General features: G+C 34.1%; 15 protein-coding genes. 8 read left to right on the forward strand and 7 right to left on the reverse strand.

The genetic code is table 11. From position 1 onward, the window contains the following. Positions 1-329 precede the first annotated feature (329 nt). The 7 genes from uvrB (at position 330) to amtB (ending at position 8,077) form a co-directional block, all read left to right on the forward strand. Positions 330-2,333: an excinuclease ABC subunit UvrB gene (gene uvrB / locus J3U59_RS04280; protein WP_267333150.1), complete on the forward strand. Its 2,004-nt coding sequence runs from the start codon at positions 330-332 to the stop codon at positions 2,331-2,333. A gap of 26 nt (positions 2,334-2,359) precedes the next feature. Continuing rightward, positions 2,360-2,710: a RidA family protein gene (locus J3U59_RS04285; RefSeq protein WP_267343801.1), complete on the forward strand. Its 351-nt coding sequence runs from the start codon at positions 2,360-2,362 to the stop codon at positions 2,708-2,710. A 214-nt stretch (positions 2,711-2,924) separates the two neighbouring features. Further along, positions 2,925-3,425 carry a 5-(carboxyamino)imidazole ribonucleotide mutase gene (gene purE / locus J3U59_RS04290; protein ID WP_267333148.1) on the forward strand — a complete coding sequence of 167 codons (501 nt, stop codon included), beginning with the start codon at positions 2,925-2,927 and terminating at the stop codon, positions 3,423-3,425. A 1-nt stretch (position 3,426) separates the two neighbouring features. Beyond that, on the forward strand, positions 3,427-4,503 hold the full coding sequence (gene purK, locus J3U59_RS04295; protein WP_267333147.1) for a 5-(carboxyamino)imidazole ribonucleotide synthase: 1,077 nt from the start codon (positions 3,427-3,429) through the stop codon (positions 4,501-4,503). Positions 4,504-4,532: 29 nt separating this feature from the next. Then, the gene (gene dgt, locus J3U59_RS04300; protein ID WP_267333146.1) at positions 4,533-6,020 is read left to right on the forward strand and encodes a dGTPase; all 1,488 of its coding nucleotides are present in this window, start codon (positions 4,533-4,535) and stop codon (positions 6,018-6,020) included. A 419-nt stretch (positions 6,021-6,439) separates the two neighbouring features. After that, positions 6,440-6,778 carry a P-II family nitrogen regulator gene (gene glnK, locus J3U59_RS04305; protein WP_065634965.1) on the forward strand — a complete coding sequence of 113 codons (339 nt, stop codon included), beginning with the start codon at positions 6,440-6,442 and terminating at the stop codon, positions 6,776-6,778. Positions 6,779-6,796: 18 nt separating this feature from the next. Next, positions 6,797-8,077: an ammonium transporter AmtB gene (gene amtB, locus J3U59_RS04310; protein WP_065798592.1), complete on the forward strand. Its 1,281-nt coding sequence runs from the start codon at positions 6,797-6,799 to the stop codon at positions 8,075-8,077. Positions 8,078-8,173: 96 nt separating this feature from the next. On the opposite strand, the gene J3U59_RS04315 is transcribed toward amtB, so the two are convergent. From J3U59_RS04315 to dsdX, 3 genes are all read right to left on the reverse strand, one after another. Continuing rightward, positions 8,174-8,629, reverse strand: coding sequence for a hypothetical protein (locus tag J3U59_RS04315; protein WP_267333145.1), 456 nt, complete (start codon positions 8,627-8,629; stop codon positions 8,174-8,176). A 136-nt stretch (positions 8,630-8,765) separates the two neighbouring features. After that, positions 8,766-9,260 carry a hypothetical protein gene (locus J3U59_RS04320; RefSeq protein ID WP_267333144.1) on the reverse strand — a complete coding sequence of 165 codons (495 nt, stop codon included), beginning with the start codon at positions 9,258-9,260 and terminating at the stop codon, positions 8,766-8,768. Between the two features lie 763 nt (positions 9,261-10,023). Continuing rightward, the gene (gene dsdX, locus J3U59_RS04325) at positions 10,024-11,361 is read right to left on the reverse strand and encodes a D-serine transporter DsdX (protein WP_267333143.1); all 1,338 of its coding nucleotides are present in this window, start codon (positions 11,359-11,361) and stop codon (positions 10,024-10,026) included. Positions 11,362-11,579: 218 nt separating this feature from the next. Between dsdX and dsdC the strand changes: the two genes are divergently transcribed. After that, positions 11,580-12,509 carry a DNA-binding transcriptional regulator DsdC gene (gene dsdC, locus J3U59_RS04330; protein WP_267333142.1) on the forward strand — a complete coding sequence of 310 codons (930 nt, stop codon included), beginning with the start codon at positions 11,580-11,582 and terminating at the stop codon, positions 12,507-12,509. 55 nt (positions 12,510-12,564) lie between these two features. On the opposite strand, the gene J3U59_RS04335 is transcribed toward dsdC, so the two are convergent. The 4 genes from J3U59_RS04335 to fdhD form a co-directional block, all read right to left on the reverse strand. Beyond that, complete coding sequence (locus J3U59_RS04335) at positions 12,565-13,473, reverse strand: EamA family transporter (protein WP_267333141.1); 909 nt, start codon at positions 13,471-13,473, stop codon at positions 12,565-12,567. Positions 13,474-13,658: 185 nt separating this feature from the next. Next, positions 13,659-14,900 (reverse strand): nucleoside permease, encoded by a 1,242-nt coding sequence (locus J3U59_RS04340; protein WP_267333140.1) that lies wholly within the window; start codon positions 14,898-14,900, stop codon positions 13,659-13,661. A gap of 52 nt (positions 14,901-14,952) precedes the next feature. Beyond that, positions 14,953-15,771, reverse strand: a complete 819-nt coding sequence (locus tag J3U59_RS04345) for a purine-nucleoside phosphorylase (RefSeq protein WP_065632918.1) — start codon at positions 15,769-15,771, stop codon at positions 14,953-14,955. 431 nt (positions 15,772-16,202) lie between these two features. Next, positions 16,203-17,012, reverse strand: a complete 810-nt coding sequence (gene fdhD, locus J3U59_RS04350; RefSeq protein ID WP_267333139.1) for a formate dehydrogenase accessory sulfurtransferase FdhD — start codon at positions 17,010-17,012, stop codon at positions 16,203-16,205. Positions 17,013-17,131: the final 119 nt, after the last annotated feature.

Here is a 17,131-nt window from a genome sequence, read left to right on the forward strand (position 1 = left end):
TAATCATGAAATTTTTACTTGATTATTGAAAAAAGTTTATAACGGTTATACTTAGAGAGTTATCCCCGATGCCTGTGGATAACTCTGTGAATAGTTTATTGAAAAACGCTCAAACTTCAATAACCATCAGGTTTTAGCTTGGTTTGGTTACAAGTTAAGCATGAATTTGTATTTTATTATTAATCAATTAGTTATCTTAAATCAAGTTATCTTTTTAAGGTGTGTTTGGTGAGTTTTTAAGTTAACTGAACAAAAAATATAAGATTTTAAAAGGTCAAGTCTTTTTGGGGATAATTTTTATTAATAGGTAAAATATTAGGTCACAAGTAATGAAAAAATTTAAATTATGTTCTGAATTTAAACCTGCTGGCGATCAACCTGAAGCCATTAGACGAATAAGTCAAAATCTTGATGACGGTATTGCCCATCAAACATTATTAGGTGTAACGGGGTCGGGTAAAACCTTTACTATGGCAAATGTTATTGCTCAGCATAATCGTCCAACAATTATTTTGGCGCCAAATAAAACGTTAGCCGCCCAATTATATGGTGAAATGAAAGCGTTTTTTCCTGAAAACGCGGTTGAGTATTTTGTCTCTTATTATGATTATTATCAGCCTGAATCTTATGTGCCATCAACCGATACTTTTATCGAGAAGGATGCGTCGATCAATGAACATATTGAACAGATGCGCCTTTCGGCCACTAAATCACTATTGGAGCGTCGCGATGTTGTGATTGTTGCATCGGTATCAGCAATTTATGGTTTGGGAGCGCCCGAGACCTATATGGCGATGATTTTGCACCTGACTAAAGGCACCATTACCGATCAACGCTCAATCTTAACCAGATTGGCTGAACTACAATATACTCGCAATGAAATGGGTTTTAGTCGTGGTACATTTAGAGTAAGAGGTGATGTGATTGATATTTTTCCTGCCGATTCAGACGAGTTAGCTGTACGAGTTGAACTGTTTGATGATGAAGTAGAACGCATTACTATGTTTGATCCTTTAACAGGCAGTAGTGTTAATGATGTCTCGCGGATTACTATTTATCCAAAAACCCATTATGTTACACCAAGAAACATTATGGAAAACGCTATTGCTGAAATTAAGCAAGAACTTAAAGAACGGCAAAAAGTATTGTTAGAGAATAATCGCCTGTTAGAAGAGCAGCGCTTAACTCAGCGAACACTATTTGATATTGAAATGATGACTGAACTTGGGTACTGTTCAGGTATCGAAAACTATTCCCGCTTTTTATCTCAGCGTAAACCCGGTGATCCGCCTGCAACCTTATTCGATTACTTACCTGCTGATGGTTTACTGTTTATTGATGAATCACACGTTGCAATACCACAAATTGGTGCAATGTATAATGGCGACCGTTCACGTAAATTAAATTTAGTTGAGTATGGATTTCGTTTACCGTCAGCACTGGATAACCGTCCATTGAAATTCACGGAATTTGAAAACATTATGCCACAAACTATTTATGTTTCGGCAACGCCAGCTAAATACGAGATTGAAAAATCAGGTGGTGAAATTATTGAACAAGTAGTGAGACCGACTGGTTTATTAGATCCGATTATTGAAGTTCGCCCAGTCGCGACTCAAGTTGATGATCTTTTATCCGAAATTAAAATTCGAATGGAAAACGAAGAGCGGGTATTAGTAACAACACTAACCAAACGTATGGCTGAAAACTTAACAGATTATTTATCCGAGCATAATGTGAATGTGAAATATTTACATTCCGATATCAATACGGTTGAACGGATGGAAATTATTCGTGATTTACGCTTAGGTAAAGTTGATGTATTGGTTGGTATAAACTTATTACGTGAAGGATTAGATATTCCTGAGGTGTCGTTAATTGCTATTTTGGATGCGGACCGAGAAGGCTTTTTGCGTTCAGAAAGTTCACTCATTCAGACAGTTGGACGTGCAGCCCGAAATGTAAATGGTAAAGCCATATTGTATGCTGATAAAATCACGCCAGCTATGCAAAAAACCATTGATGAAACAGCCCGTCGTCGTAAAAAACAGGAAGATTTCAATCAAGCTCATGGTATAACACCAAAATCAGTACGCAAAGAGATTAAAGATATTTTAGATGCAGGATTAAGTACTAAAAAATCAACGGCTAAAGTACAAGCATTTGAACCGGGTAAACCTTATCATTATGTTTCTATAAAAGAAGTTCAAGCAAGGGTGAAAGAACTTGAAGCCATGATGTACGAAGCTGCTCAAAATCTCGAGTTTGAAAAAGCTGGTGTATTACGTGATGAAATAAAAAAATTACGTGCTGATTTTATTAAAGTCTCTTAAAAAACTCATCAAAAAAGGAAAACATGATGACAATTATTCGACTCGATCCACAAGACCGTTGGTCTGAAGCGGTTATTCACAATAATGTAATTTATTACACGAGTGTGCCAAGCAATTTAGTTAATAATGCCTATGAACAAACCAAAAGTGCTTTGGCTGAAATAGACAAAATTTTAGCTAGAGCAAACAGTGATAAAACCCGTATTTTAGATGCAACTCTATTTTTGGTAAACAAAAGCGATTTTGCTGCTATGAATAAAGCGTGGGACGAATGGGTTGCTCACGGCGATGCTCCCGTGCGCTGCACAGTCCATACCGGATTAATGAAAAGTGAGTATTTAGTCGAAATAAAAATCGTTGCAGCAGTGAAGGTTTAATGTTGTAAAATAAACAACTCAATAATAGTTGGTGAATAATTACTTGATTATTCTAGATAGACTAAAATGGTAATATTATTAGCTTATTTTAGTAATAATATTATCACTACTAGTGAGTTTTTCTTGTCATCTTACATATTGATTATTATCCCATTTGCTAAATTTTAGTGTATACTTTGAAAACTTTAAATTTCATCTATTGATATAATTTGCTATGCATACTCAAGCTAAAATTGCCATTGTAATGGGATCGAAAAGTGATTGGAGCACAATGCAACATGCTGCCGATATACTCGATACACTTACAGTTAGTTATCATGTTGAAATAGTTTCAGCCCATCGAACGCCTGATAAATTGTTTCAATTTGCTCAAGATGCTAAACGTCGAGGTTTTGATGTCATCATTGCTGGTGCTGGTGGTGCTGCTCATTTACCCGGTATGCTAGCGGCGAAAACACTGGTACCCGTATTAGGCGTACCCGTACAAAGTGCCACACTAAATGGTATTGACAGCTTATATTCCATTGTACAAATGCCTAAAGGTATTCCGGTTGGTACCTTAGCGATTGGTAAGGCTGGGGCTGCTAATGCTGCATTATTAGCTGTGCAAATTCTGGCTTTACATGATAAAGACATCTATCAACGATTATCAACTTGGCGTTTAAGTCAAACTGATGAAGTTTTAAATAACCCCGATCCAAGAGTCGATGCATAATATGATAACTAAATCAGTTTGTGTTTTAGGTAATGGCCAATTAGGCCGAATGTTAAAGCAAGCTGGCGAGCCATTAGGTATCCATGTTTTTCCTGTTGGTTTAGATGTCGATCCAGCAACGATTCCTTATCAAAATTCAGTCATTACTGCTGAAATTGAACGTTGGCCCGATACGCCTTTTACTCAGATTTTAGCTCAGCATGGGCATTTTATTAATCGGGATGTGTTTCCGATTATTGCCGATCGTTTGAGTCAAAAACAACTATTAGATGAACTTAATTTACCCACAGCTAAATGGTTTTTATTGAAAAATAGACAAGATTGGCCAACGCTCTTTCAACAGTTAGGTCAATTGTTAATTGTTAAACGTCGTACTGGTGGTTATGATGGTCGAGGTCAATGGCGTATAGCGATTGATGACGATATTGACGTACCTGAAGATATCTATGAACAAGCGATTGTAGAACAGGCAATTGCATTCGATAACGAATTATCATTGATTGGTGCTCGCAATGCGAAAGGTGAAACCGTTTTTTACCCATTGACGCATAATTTACATCAAGATGGTATTTTAAGAATGAGTATTGCTTTACCCGATAAAATGCCTGTATTACAAGCCAAAGCTGAAAAAATGTTATCTGCTATCATGCAAAAGCTCAATTATGTCGGTGTAATGGCAATGGAGTGTTTTGTTGTCGGTGAAAATCTATTAATCAATGAATTAGCACCAAGAGTCCATAACAGTGGTCACTGGACCCAAAATGGCGCTTCAATAAGCCAATTTGAGCTTCATTTACGGGCAATCTTGGGATTACCAATACCAAAGCCGAATGTTTTTGCGCCTTCTGTCATGGTTAATCTGATTGGAACTGAGTTAAATTATGATTGGTTATCAATTGATTTAGTCCATTTACATTGGTACGAAAAAGAAGTGAGAACTGGTCGTAAAGTGGGTCACTTAAATTTAACTCACCCTCAAATATCAACATTGATCGATTCATTAGATAAATTGTTACCTATGTTGCCTGTTGAATATCATCCAGCTATTTGTTGGGCAAAACAGCAATTTGAGTCGTGATAGCCTCGTTGAACGAAAAGGGTAGCGCCATGGTCAACTTTAGCAAAAAAATCAATTACCAACGTTATGCTCATAAACAATATGACAGTTTAACAGATGAATATTCAGTTTTACGCTGTTTTGAAAGTGATCGTGGACGAATTATCAATTCTGCAGCTATAAGGCGCTTACAGCAAAAGACTCAAGTGTTCCCCCTTGAACGTAATTCAGTTGTCAGAAGCCGTTTGACGCATTCAATGGAAGTTCAACAAGTTGGGCGCTATATTGTTAAAGAAATTGTTAATCGTTTAATAAAAGCAGGACAATTAAAGGCGTTTGGTCTGGATAAATCGATTATGTCGATTGAAAGTTTAGTTGAAATGGCGTGCTTAATGCATGATATAGGTAATCCCCCTTTTGGTCATTTTGGTGAATCGGCAATTAATCAGTGGTTTACTTTACGACTAGGTCTTGATAAACCTTGCAGCTACAGTATTCTTGAAATAAACAAACAAGATGATGAGTTACTTGCTGAATTAAAACAAAAAATCCGCCAAGATTTGTCCAATTTTGAAGGGAATGCGCAAGCTATTCGTTTAGTTCATACGATTTTACGTCTTAATTTAACTTATTCTCAAATTGCCTCAATTGTTAAATATTCAAAACCCGCTTATTGGAATCATGCTGTACCGACTGAATTTGCTTATTTAATGAAAAAACCCGGTTTTTACTTATCGGAAGAGCCCTTTATCAATGAATTATATCAACAACTTGATATAAAACCTTTTCATCGTTACCCGCTAACCTACATTATGGAAGCGGCTGATGATATCTCATATTGCATAGCCGATCTTGAAGATGCCGTTGAAAAGAAAATCTTTACTGTACAACAACTTTATCAATATTTAAAACAAGCGTGGGGACCAGTTAAAACAGGTGATTTATTTGATGAAGTGATCAATCGGCCTTTTGATAATTTTAAGCAAATTGAGTCTACCGCTATTGGTATCGATGAGTTTTTTATGTATTTGCGAGTCAATACTATCAATAAACTTGTTCCCCATGCCGCAGAACGTTTTATTGAAAATATTGAAGCCATTTATCATGGCTCATTTAATCATGCATTGCTTGAAGATCACGACGCTGAATACAAACTCCTCAATATTTTTAAAACTGTTGGTTTTGAACATGTCTTCAATCATGAATCAGTTGAAAATCTTGAACTACAAGGTCATCGAATTATTACCGGTTTGCTCGATATTTATAGCCCATTACTTGCGATGCCGGTTGAGGATTTTATTAAATTATCGACGACAGGCAATCACAAAAAATACCCAATAGAAACCCGACTATATCATAAACTATCCCATAAACATTGTGATGCTTACCAACAAGTTATTAGCAAACTTGATAAAAATAAGCCGGCTTTTGATTGTTGGGAATTTTATTACCGTTGTCGTTTAATTCAAGATTACATTAGTGGCATGACAGATCATTTTGCTTACGATGAATATCGTAAATTGATGGTCACATTCTAATTTAGTTAATTGATCAAAGTATTAGCACCAAAAAAAAGCATAAGCACTACAATAGTGCATTAATTTTCAAACGCTATCGATAATCACAGTATTAGTATCAACATATCCAAACACCTCTAATTATATTGCTCACCCTCTTTAATAAACAAAATGGTTGAAATGAGAGTTGGTGTCGTTAATGTTTTGGCCAAAGAGTGAGTATTGATGACACTTTATTATTTGATTTTGCTCATTGAGTTAACTTGTTTTCGGTTTGATTTCAACATTTTTATTCCTATCAATTGACATTAACATTATGAATTACATCGTTATTCTTATTAATAAATATAGTCAAAAACTACAAATTGAAATTTCTGGCATAAGCTTTGCATAAGTTTTGCATAAGTTCGGTTATCCACCCTATTAATGAGGAGCAATTGATGAAATTAGTGACTGTTGTTATTAAACCTTTCAAATTAGAAGAAGTGAGAGAATCATTATCCAATATTGGCATTACGGGATTAACCGTAACTGAAGTTAAAGGATTCGGGCGTCAAAAAGGGCATGCCGAACTTTATCGTGGTGCTGAATATAATGTTAACTTCTTACCTAAAGTAAAAATTGATTTAGCAATCAGTGACGAACAGCTTGATGAAGTGATTAATACTATTACTAAAGCGGCTTATACCGGCAAAATAGGCGATGGCAAAATCTTTGTGACGCCACTTGAACATGTGGTTCGGATTCGTACCGGTGAAACGGATGAGTCAGCATTATAATCATAAAAGGATATCATTATGTTGAAAAAATTTATTTTACCTTTGGGCTTAGCGCTTTCAAGCTCAGCAATTGCTCAAGAAGCAACCGTCGCCGATAATGCTGATAACGGTTTTATGATGATTTGTACAGCCCTAGTTCTTTTTATGTCGGTGCCTGGCATTGCTTTGTTCTATGGCGGATTATTACGTGCTAAAAATGTCTTATCAATGTTATCGCAGATATTAGTCACCTTTTCACTTATTGCGGTATTATGGATAATTTATGGTTATACACTGGCATTTGGTGAAGGAAACTGGTTTTTTGGTAACTTTGAACACTTTTTATTAATTGGTATTAATATTACAGATGTATCAGGATCGATTTATGAATTGATTTGGGTTGCGTTTCAGGGATCTTTTGCCTGTATTACTTGTTGTTTAATTCCAGGTGCATTTGCCGAACGTACGCGTTTTTCAGCGGTATTAATTTTTATGGTGTTATGGTTTACCTTCTCTTATATTCCAATGGCCCATATGGTATGGGGTGGAGGCATCTTAGGTGATGAAGGTGCGTTAGATTTTGCTGGAGGAACTGTTGTTCACATCAATGCAGCCGTTGCAGGTTTAATGGGGGCGTATTTACTAAAAAATCGGATAGGCTTTAATCGTGAACCGTTAAAACCTTTCAATCTGCCTTATGTTTATATCGGTGCTGCTATTTTATATATTGGGTGGTTTGGCTTTAATGCTGGGTCTTCAACTCACGCTGACCAAATTGCTGGGCTAGCTTTTATTAATACCGTGGCAGCAACGGCAGCAGCAGTTTTAGCATGGTCTATTGCTGAGTGGGTTTTACGAGGTAAACCATCATGTTTAGGTGCCGCATCAGGCATCATCGCGGGATTAGTTGGAATAACACCGGCAGCGGGTTTTGTTGGTGTTGGTGGTGCTCTGTTGATTGGTTTGATTTGTGGCTTTGCAGGGGTTTGGGGCGTATCTTCGCTAAAAAGAATTCTTAAAATAGACGATACTTGTGATGTATTTGGTGTACATGGTGTTTGTGGTATTGTTGGTTGTCTATTGACTGGTATTTTTGCGTCAGAATCACTCGGTGGCATTGGTTATACAGAAGGTACCAGCATGGCAAGTCAAATTGGTATACAGTTAATGAGTGTAATAACCTGCATTATTTGGACTGCTGTTGTTGCTTTTATCTCGTATAAGATTGCAGATATTTGTGTTGGCTTACGCGTGTCAGAAGAACATGAACGTGAAGGTCTAGATATTAATAGCCACGGTGAAAGCGCATTTAACAATTAATTCTTAAACAAATATAACTAATTTAATTATAAAAAAAATCTACAGTGAAATTAGCACTGTAGATTTTTTGCTTATATTAATTATGATAAATGTCTTTTAGTCATCCCAAAGCATAATTGCATTATCTTGCGTAAGGATTAACGGTGGTGAAAACAGATATTCTTTAATGGTATCTGGTAATGCATTTAAGTCATTCAAATCAAGCTTAAGATCAGGATTTGATTGGCTAAGTTCTGCTAATCTGCTTGATAATATTTGATTGATCCTCTCACATTCTAAATCTTGTTGATTTTTTAACGTTTCTAAATCAGGTTCATTGAATGCTTCACGATAAATAAACTGGAAAGCATCGATATCCTTAAAAACATCTTCTAAAACATACTTTTGATATTTTGAATGACGTTGTTTCAATGCTTCAAAACGTAACGCAATAATTTCATCTTTTTGATCCGGATAATCTAAAACTGAATCTTTATCTGTTAATTGCTTTTTTTCAGGAATTGACTCATTAAAAGATGCTAAAGTAAATAACGGTTTTTTATTCGATGTCATTTATTAATTCACAACCTATATTCTTGAATAATAAAAAATTATTGTTTTTATTCTAAAAATAGTTTTACTCAATGTCATCAATTCTTTTGCAAAAATTGATGACATATTTCTATTATTGATTCATTTATCAATACTTTTAATCAGAGTAATTCCCATCTTCCCAAAGCATAATTGCATTATCTTGTGTTAAGATTAACGGTGGCGCGAATAGGTATTTTTTAATTTTATTAGGCATAACAGTAATATCATTTAAATCCAATTGCACGTGTGGATAAATTTTTGCCATTTGTTTTAACCGCATGCTTAATAATTCTTTAACTTTATTCGATTCTTTAGCAAAGGCTAATTCCTCTTTCAAAAGGCTTATTTGTCTTTTATGATGCTCTGATTCGAACATCTCAGGAAATATAAAACGCATTTCTCGATTATTCTCGATCTTAGCTTTACTATTGTATTCATTATCTTTATATTCGCCATGGTGTAACTTAAGCTCCTTAACATGTAATGCAATAATTTTATTTATGTTTTCAGGATAATTTAATTTAGAATCTAAATCACTTAAGGTATTTTTTTGAGGTAATAATTTATCACTTTGTACTAAGGTAAATAATGGTTTTTTATGTGTCTTCATTTCTATAACTTCCTTTTTTTAGGACAATAAGATAACGATCTGTAGAACATTAAAAAACGACTGTTACTCTATCGTAAAAAAACTTGAGGTAAACATAACGTTTTAGTATAAAAAACAACTAAAAGCGCTGATTATTACTTTTATCTCCTTTTAATGTTTCATGTTTTATGCTTTTTAATATTTCGATTTAGACTAAAATTTTGTTTTCTCTTTTTATTCTCACTAGTAAATTAATGTTGTATAGAATGTAAAATAGTATTCTTTTACAGAATGTTAATTTAATGTGGTTGTTCCATTTTTCTATATCAAGTAGAACTATGAATAAATACCAATTGAATTGAGATAGCATGATAAGATCAAAAAAATTCATTTTATAATCGTCATCAAGCAAGAGAAAATTACATTCTGTAAATTTAACAAGTTGTTTTTTAAATAAACTATTTATGATGTTAGATTGGTGTTGATTACTATATAAATCTTTGACTTTATGTTTTTCAACAAATTTGGGGTAAATATTAAGCTTAACTTTAATAGTAATTCTTAATACATTAATTAAGAGATGGTTAATTAATCCTTTATATTTAATAAGTCGATTCCTAATCGAAGTTTCACTATTATAACTTAAAATTTGTTTTATGCTAGTAATATTTTTCTGAAACCACTTTTTTACTTGGAATTTTACAATTTTAATCAGTAAAAAAATGTATTGCAATGTATTTGTGAGACTTTTAGCAATCATAAATCCAATCCATGTTGTTGTATATTAAACAATATACGATAATAAAAATGTACATCCTAAAGCGACTAATGAAACAATAAAAGAGCTGGATGTATAATATTTGAACATTTCAGTTAATGTAGCGCCACAATATTGCTTTACAAGCCAAAAAAGTGAATCTGTTACAATTGTACAACCAATAGCGCCCGAACCGATCGCTAACGTTATGATTTCAGGACTAATATCAGGATAAAGTGGCAACATAGGTGATACAATGGCTGTTGCTCCCATCATGGCAACCGTTGCAGAGCCCACTGCAGCATGTAATATAATGGCAACTAACCACGCTAATAAAATAGGGTGCATATTTAGCTGTGATAAAATACCCGCTAATCCATCACTCAAACCACTACTTTTTAACACGCCATTAAATGCGCCACCCGCACCAATAATCAACAAGATATTAGCGATTGAAGAAAAGCCACATTCTGTTTTTATTAATAAATCTGACATTCGCATTTTTTGGCGTATACCTAAGACATAATAGGCGACAAAAATACCTATAAGCATAGCTGTAATTGGGGTGCCAATAAATTCGAACACAGCATAAAAAATTGAATTTTTATCGATTGTTAATTCTGTGGCTGTTTTTATTAACATTAAAATGATAGGTAACAAAATAATAGTCAAAGTGGGCAATAATGACGGTAATTCATTTTCATTCTTATTGTTTGGTTGGGAAAATGTTTCAGGTACAGGCTTAAATGGAATATTATTTTTAATGATTTTTAAAAAAAGAGGCCCACTAACTAGTGATGCTAATAGAGCAACTACTAAACCATAAAAAATTATACTGCCAATATCTGCACCAAGCGCATTGGTCACAAACAATGCTGCCGGATGAGGGGGAACAATACAATGAACGGCCATTAATGCAGAGCATAGTGGTATAACGATTGTTAAAAGTGATGAATTTGTTTTTTTAGCAATGGAAAAGGCAAATGGAATGAATAATACTACACCGACTTCAACAAATAAGGTAATGCCACAAATTAGTCCAATTAACACTATCATTATTTGTGGTGGAAGTAACCGGCATTTGTGTAACATCAACCCTATAGTTTCAGATGCACCAGAAATTTCCATCATTTTACCTAAAATGGATCCTAATCCAATTACTATAGCTAAAAAACCTAAGGTACTACCCATTCCAGCTTCAATTGCACTAAGTATTTCAAGTGGAGGCATAGCCATTAATACCCCTACATAAAAACTTGCAAGTAACAAGGCTAAAAATGGATGTAGTTTAACTTTTACAATTGATATCACAATGACAATTAAACTACTCATTAATACTGCCATAACCCAAAGCTGTGAGTTCATGTTTTGATTTTTAAGTTAGTTAAAATTTAACCTATTAAATGTTTTTATTAGGTATTTGACAAATGATAAAAAAACAACTTAACATGAATTAAATTCATTCAAAAATGTGATTTAAATCGAAGTTTAACATTAAAGTTAGTTTTGCTATAAAGCTGCAAAGTTTGATTTTATAAAATAGATATTTACGTTGTTTAAAACAAGGTGAAGGAGAATCGCTGATGTATGATAATTTTCTAACAAAAAATCGCTTGATTAATCGTTATCAGTTAGCGAAATTATATACTTTTGAATCGGCTGCTCGTCATCTTTCCTTTTCTTTATCTGCTGAAGAGCTGTGTATCAGTCCAAGCGCGGTGAGTCATCAAATTCAAAAATTAGAGCAAGAACTTGGTTTTAAGCTATTTAAACGGTTTCACCGAAGAATTGAACTTACTCATGATGGTAAACATTTATTTGATGTGGTTCGAAAATCACTAAGAAATTTGAACCAAGAAATTTTAGAAATTTCAAATCAAGAAATTTCTGGAATATTGACAATTTATGCTAGACCGTCATTTGCACAAGGTTGGCTAGTACCAAAATTACCTGACTTTGCACGTCACTATCCCTATATTACTTTAAATATTTTATCTGGAAATGAAGTTACAAATTTTAGTCGTCATCGAATCGATCTTGCTATTTATTATGATGCATTACTGTACGAAGAGCTCAATTACGATTTTTTAATGTCCGAAACAATCATTCCTGTTTGTAGTGACTTTTATGCAAAAAAACATAACTTATATAATAACGTTGAAAGACTATCTAACTGTACAATATTGCACGATAGTCAAGCATGGGAATATGATTCTAATTGTGATGAATGGATGGGGTGGGCTAATCATTATTCTTTGCCCTTTGATTTTAATGATATACCCAAAATCGATTTTGATCGTTCTGATCTTGCAACTACTGCCGCTATTAATCATGGTGGTGTTGCTATGGGTCGACGGAAATTAATCGGCAAGTTACTTGAATCGGGTGAGCTTATTACACCTTTTCCTGAAATGGAAATGTTATGTAAACAGCGCTATTACATCTTACGAGCGCAAGCCAAATATAACCCCAAAGCAGATATCTTTATAAAATGGCTAAAAAGCCTAGTTTAATAAAGTAATGCTAGGCTAAAGGTCAGCGTTTAGGCTTCCCTTTAGTCTAAGCATATTATTTATTCCGTTTTAAATGTTTCAAATTGGATAATGCGATAGATAGTAGAATAATAATGACCCCAATCCATTGATTAAAATAGACCGATTCTTTTAAATAAAAATATGAACAGGTGACGGCAACAGGTAGTTCAGCTGCGGATAAGATTGCACTTAATGAAATACCAATTTTGGGAATGCCAACAGAAAACAAAAACGGAGGTAATACGGTGCCCAGTAGTGCTAATAAAAATCCTAATTGATAGAGTTGATCATTCAAATTTAATTTAAAGAAGAATAAAGGTGGAAATATAATAAAAGTTATTATGCACGCTCCGGTTATCATCAAGGCACTTTTTTCAAGTTTTGGTAATGCATTACCAACATTACTGCTTGTACTAATAAATAGTGAATACATTAAGGCCGCTAAAAAACCAAAAAAACAGCCCGTTAAATTCAAACGAATATCTTGATTAAATAGTCCAGCGGCAAGGCAGCTACCGGCTATGATGGTAATCACCGTTAAAATTTGAGTTGTTGTCGGTCTATTTTTGAAAATAACATAATCGATAATAATACTAATCCACAAATACTGCATTAATAGTATGATAGCAATTGATGCGGGAACGAGTTGAACACATTGATAATAGCAAATGCCAACTAACCCAGGGAAGATACCCACAGCACATACCTTCCATTTGTTAGTTTTGGGATTATGCGTTGTCGTTGCTGTACTTTTGGGTTTTATGAATGTTTTAACTATCAAGTGAATAATCCATAATATTAGCATACCCAAAAAACATTGTACGCCCGTAACTTCACCAAGGGAGTAGCCAGCTTTATAAGCGGTTTTCACAATAGAGGAGAGCACGCCAAAGCTGCACGCTCCTAAAAAAACTAATAAACCACCTAAAAATTTTTCTTTCATAGTTAAATCTCATAATTTATATAAATTAATTTTGTAGCTAACAATAAAGCAAACACAATAAGAGACCACAGGGTGAAGACCCTGTGTCACTCTTCATTTTTTAACATATTAGAATAACGAATACTAAGTGAATCAGAACAGAATGTAAGCTTGTGATTTTAGCCCATTAGTTTGATTGTGGTAAGTTATTGCTTAACTGTTTCGCTTCTATTATGGTCATAGTTAAAGGTAAAATAAAAAATAATTCCCAACACCAGTGCATAAGATGCAAAGATTAACCATATTGTTTGCCAATCTCGGCCACTTGTATAGGTAAATTCATCAACTACCATACCACTTAAGATTGAACCTAAATATGCACCAATTCCATTTACCATTGTCATAAAGAGCCCTTGTGCACTTGCTCGAATATTGGCATTAACTTCTTTTTCTATAAAAATTGATCCCGAAATATTAAAGAAATCAAAAGCACAACCATAAACTATCATGGATAACAACAGTAAGACAAAACCAAATGGTGTTGGATCACCAAATGCAAATAGGCCAAATCGGAGCGTCCAAGCTATTAGGCTTATCATGATCACTTTTTTTATTCCAAACTTTTTAAGAAAAAACGGAATAGTTAAAATAAATGCCACTTCTGCCATTTGTGATACGGATAATAAAATTGCTGGATGCTGTACAATTAAACTGTCAGAAAATTCGGGAATTTTACCAAAGTCTTTTAAAAATGCCCCGCCGAAAGTATTGGTGATTTGTAATATTGCGCCAAGTAACATCGCAAATAAAAAGAATACTGCCATGACGGGTTTTTTAAATAACACAAATGCATCAAGACCTAAACGAGAAGCCCAAGATTGTTGTTGGTTTTGTTTGATTTCAATATTTGGTAACGTTGCGCTGTAGATCACTAATACGACCGAAGCCACACATGCCACATAAAGTTGTCCATTACTGGAATCTAACTTCAGTAGACTTATCATCCACATAGCAATAATAAAACCTACTGTACCAAACACCCGTATTTTAGGGAACACTTCGACAGTATTTAAGTTATTTTTATCTAAACACGCGTAACTAATTGAGTTAGATAAAGCAATAGTTGGCATGAAAGCCATTGCATTAGCAAACATCAACCAAAATAGTAAACTTGATGTTGTCACTGATGCAGCATAAAAAAGCGCAACAGCACAAATCGAGTGGCACAGCATGTACAAATATTTTGCTTGTATAAATTTGTCAGCAATAATCCCTATAATACAGGGCATAATTAATGCGGCTAAGCCTTTAGTACTAAAGATCATACCTATCTCGGCACCAGAAAATTTTAGTGTATTAAAAAGATAAATACCTAAAGTCGTTAGCCAGCTTCCCCAAATAAAATATTGGAAAAACATCATTATTTTTAATCTATTTTTTATGTTCATTATTTAAATCCTAAATAAATTGAACTGCTTATATAAAATTAAAAACTATGAACTAAAAACGTGCAATGGTTTTAGTAATAAGTTGTAAAAAAGTGGATTTTACACGTTCAGCGGTTTCAATCACTTCTTCATGACCGAGTGGTTGATCTAAAATGCCACAAGCCATATTAGTTAAACATGAAATGCCGATAGTTTTAATGCCAGAGTGATGAGCAATAATTGCTTCAGGAACGGTAGACATACCCACTGCATCAGCACCTAATGTACGGATCATTCTAATCTCTGCTGGAGTTTCGTAGGTTGGTCCTGTCCACCAAGCATAAACACCTTGTTGTAAAGTGATATTCAGCTCTTTAGCTACTTCGCTAACCGTCGCTCTTAATTGCTTGTTATACACTTCACTAACATCTAAAAAGCGAACACCTAATTCAGGATTATTCGGACCCATTAATGGATTGTTAGCAGTTAAGTTAATGTGGTCAGTAATTATCATTAAATCACCAGGTTTAAAGCTAGTGTTGACTGCACCACAGGCATTGGTAATGATCAGTTTTTCAACGCCTAGCATTTTCATTACACGCACAGGGAAGGTAACTTGATCTAATGAAAAACCTTCATAATAATGAAAACGACCTTTCATCGCGACAACAGTCTTATCACCACATTTACCAATCACTAATTCATTCGCATGCCCCACAGCTGCTGATTTAGCAAAGTGAGGAATAGTGTCATAAGGAATATGAACGGCATCTTCAAGAGTATCGGCAAAAGGACCTAAACCCGATCCAAGTATAATTCCGATTGTTGGTTTTTTGTCGGTTTGCTGTTGAATATAATTAACTGCTTGTTGAATATCTGCTGTTTGATGCATGAGTGTATCCTTTCAAATTGAAGTAGTTTTTTGATAAATAAAACGCAGTGATATTAAATAATCACTTAAAACATGTTTATATTTTTATCATGAATAAAAATACGTATCGCAATTGTTCACATCGATCTAGTATGTCATAGAAAACAATGTGAATAATTGACTTTTTCTCAAAACGAGAAAACGATCACATAAAAAGAATATATAATAAAAACAACGTAGTTGTCATTTTTCAGGGTATATTATGATGATGTTCTGACAATAATGAAAGGGACTTTTTAGGTTTGGTTTAGTTTTAAAAATTAAATTGCTATATTTAACTTTATTAATCAATTAATTATCTTAAAAATTAATTTAAAAAATTAAAATATAAACATTATTTATGATACATTAAGCTTCAATTTGGCAACCGTGTTTATCTTATAAAATTATTATTACTCAATGATCCGATTGCTATCGGTATAAATTACCCCTTTATCACCTCTAAAAAATCCAATCAAAGTCAAGTTATTTGTTCTGGCTTGCTCAACTGCCATTGATGTAGCTGCTGAAACCGCACAGAGAATTTCGATGCCACAGATAGCTGCTTTTTGTACCATTTCATAACTAGCTCGACTTGAGACTAATATTATGCCTTTTATATCTGTTTTATTTTGTGCGAGGTATTTAGCGCGATAACCTAGTAGTTTATCTAATGCTACATGTCTACCGATATCCTCAAAACCTGCAATAAAATTACCATGTAAATCAAGCCAAACTGCTGCATGGGTGCAGCCTGTTTGCGCTCCAACTTGTTGCACTTGGTTTAGATAGACTAGTGAATGCGCAAAATCTGATAACTGAATTTTGTCATTGGATGGCAAAGTTGGAATAATTGAGCATACCTGTTCAAGTTGCTCTGTTCCACAGATACCACAACCAGTACGGCCGGTTAAATTACGACGTTTTTCTTTTAATTGATTGAAGCGTCTGGAAGATAATTCAATATGAACTTCTACTCCTTTTAATGAGTCGATTATATCAATACCATAAATGTCATTAACCGATTCAATAATATTTTCAGTTAACGAAAAACCAAACGCAAAATACTCAAGATCTTTCGGCGTCGCCATCATAACTACATGAGAAATACCGTTATAAATTAATGCAATAGGTTTTTCTATGGCAATTGTATCAAATTGAGGATTATTTAGCGTGCTATTACTAAATTTTGTTACTAATACTGTGTTAATACCGCTAGTCATGGCTGGTCTCGGGCTGTTTATTTTTAAGCATTGAACGTTGTTTTAGTTTTACATTGCTAATGTGAATAATCAGTAAAGCAATTGAGTTACGTAATAAGATTCTGCCAATACTTGGTTAA

The sequence above is a fragment of the Gilliamella sp. B3783 genome (assembly GCF_026536125.1).
Lineage (GTDB): Bacteria > Pseudomonadota > Gammaproteobacteria > Enterobacterales > Orbaceae > Gilliamella.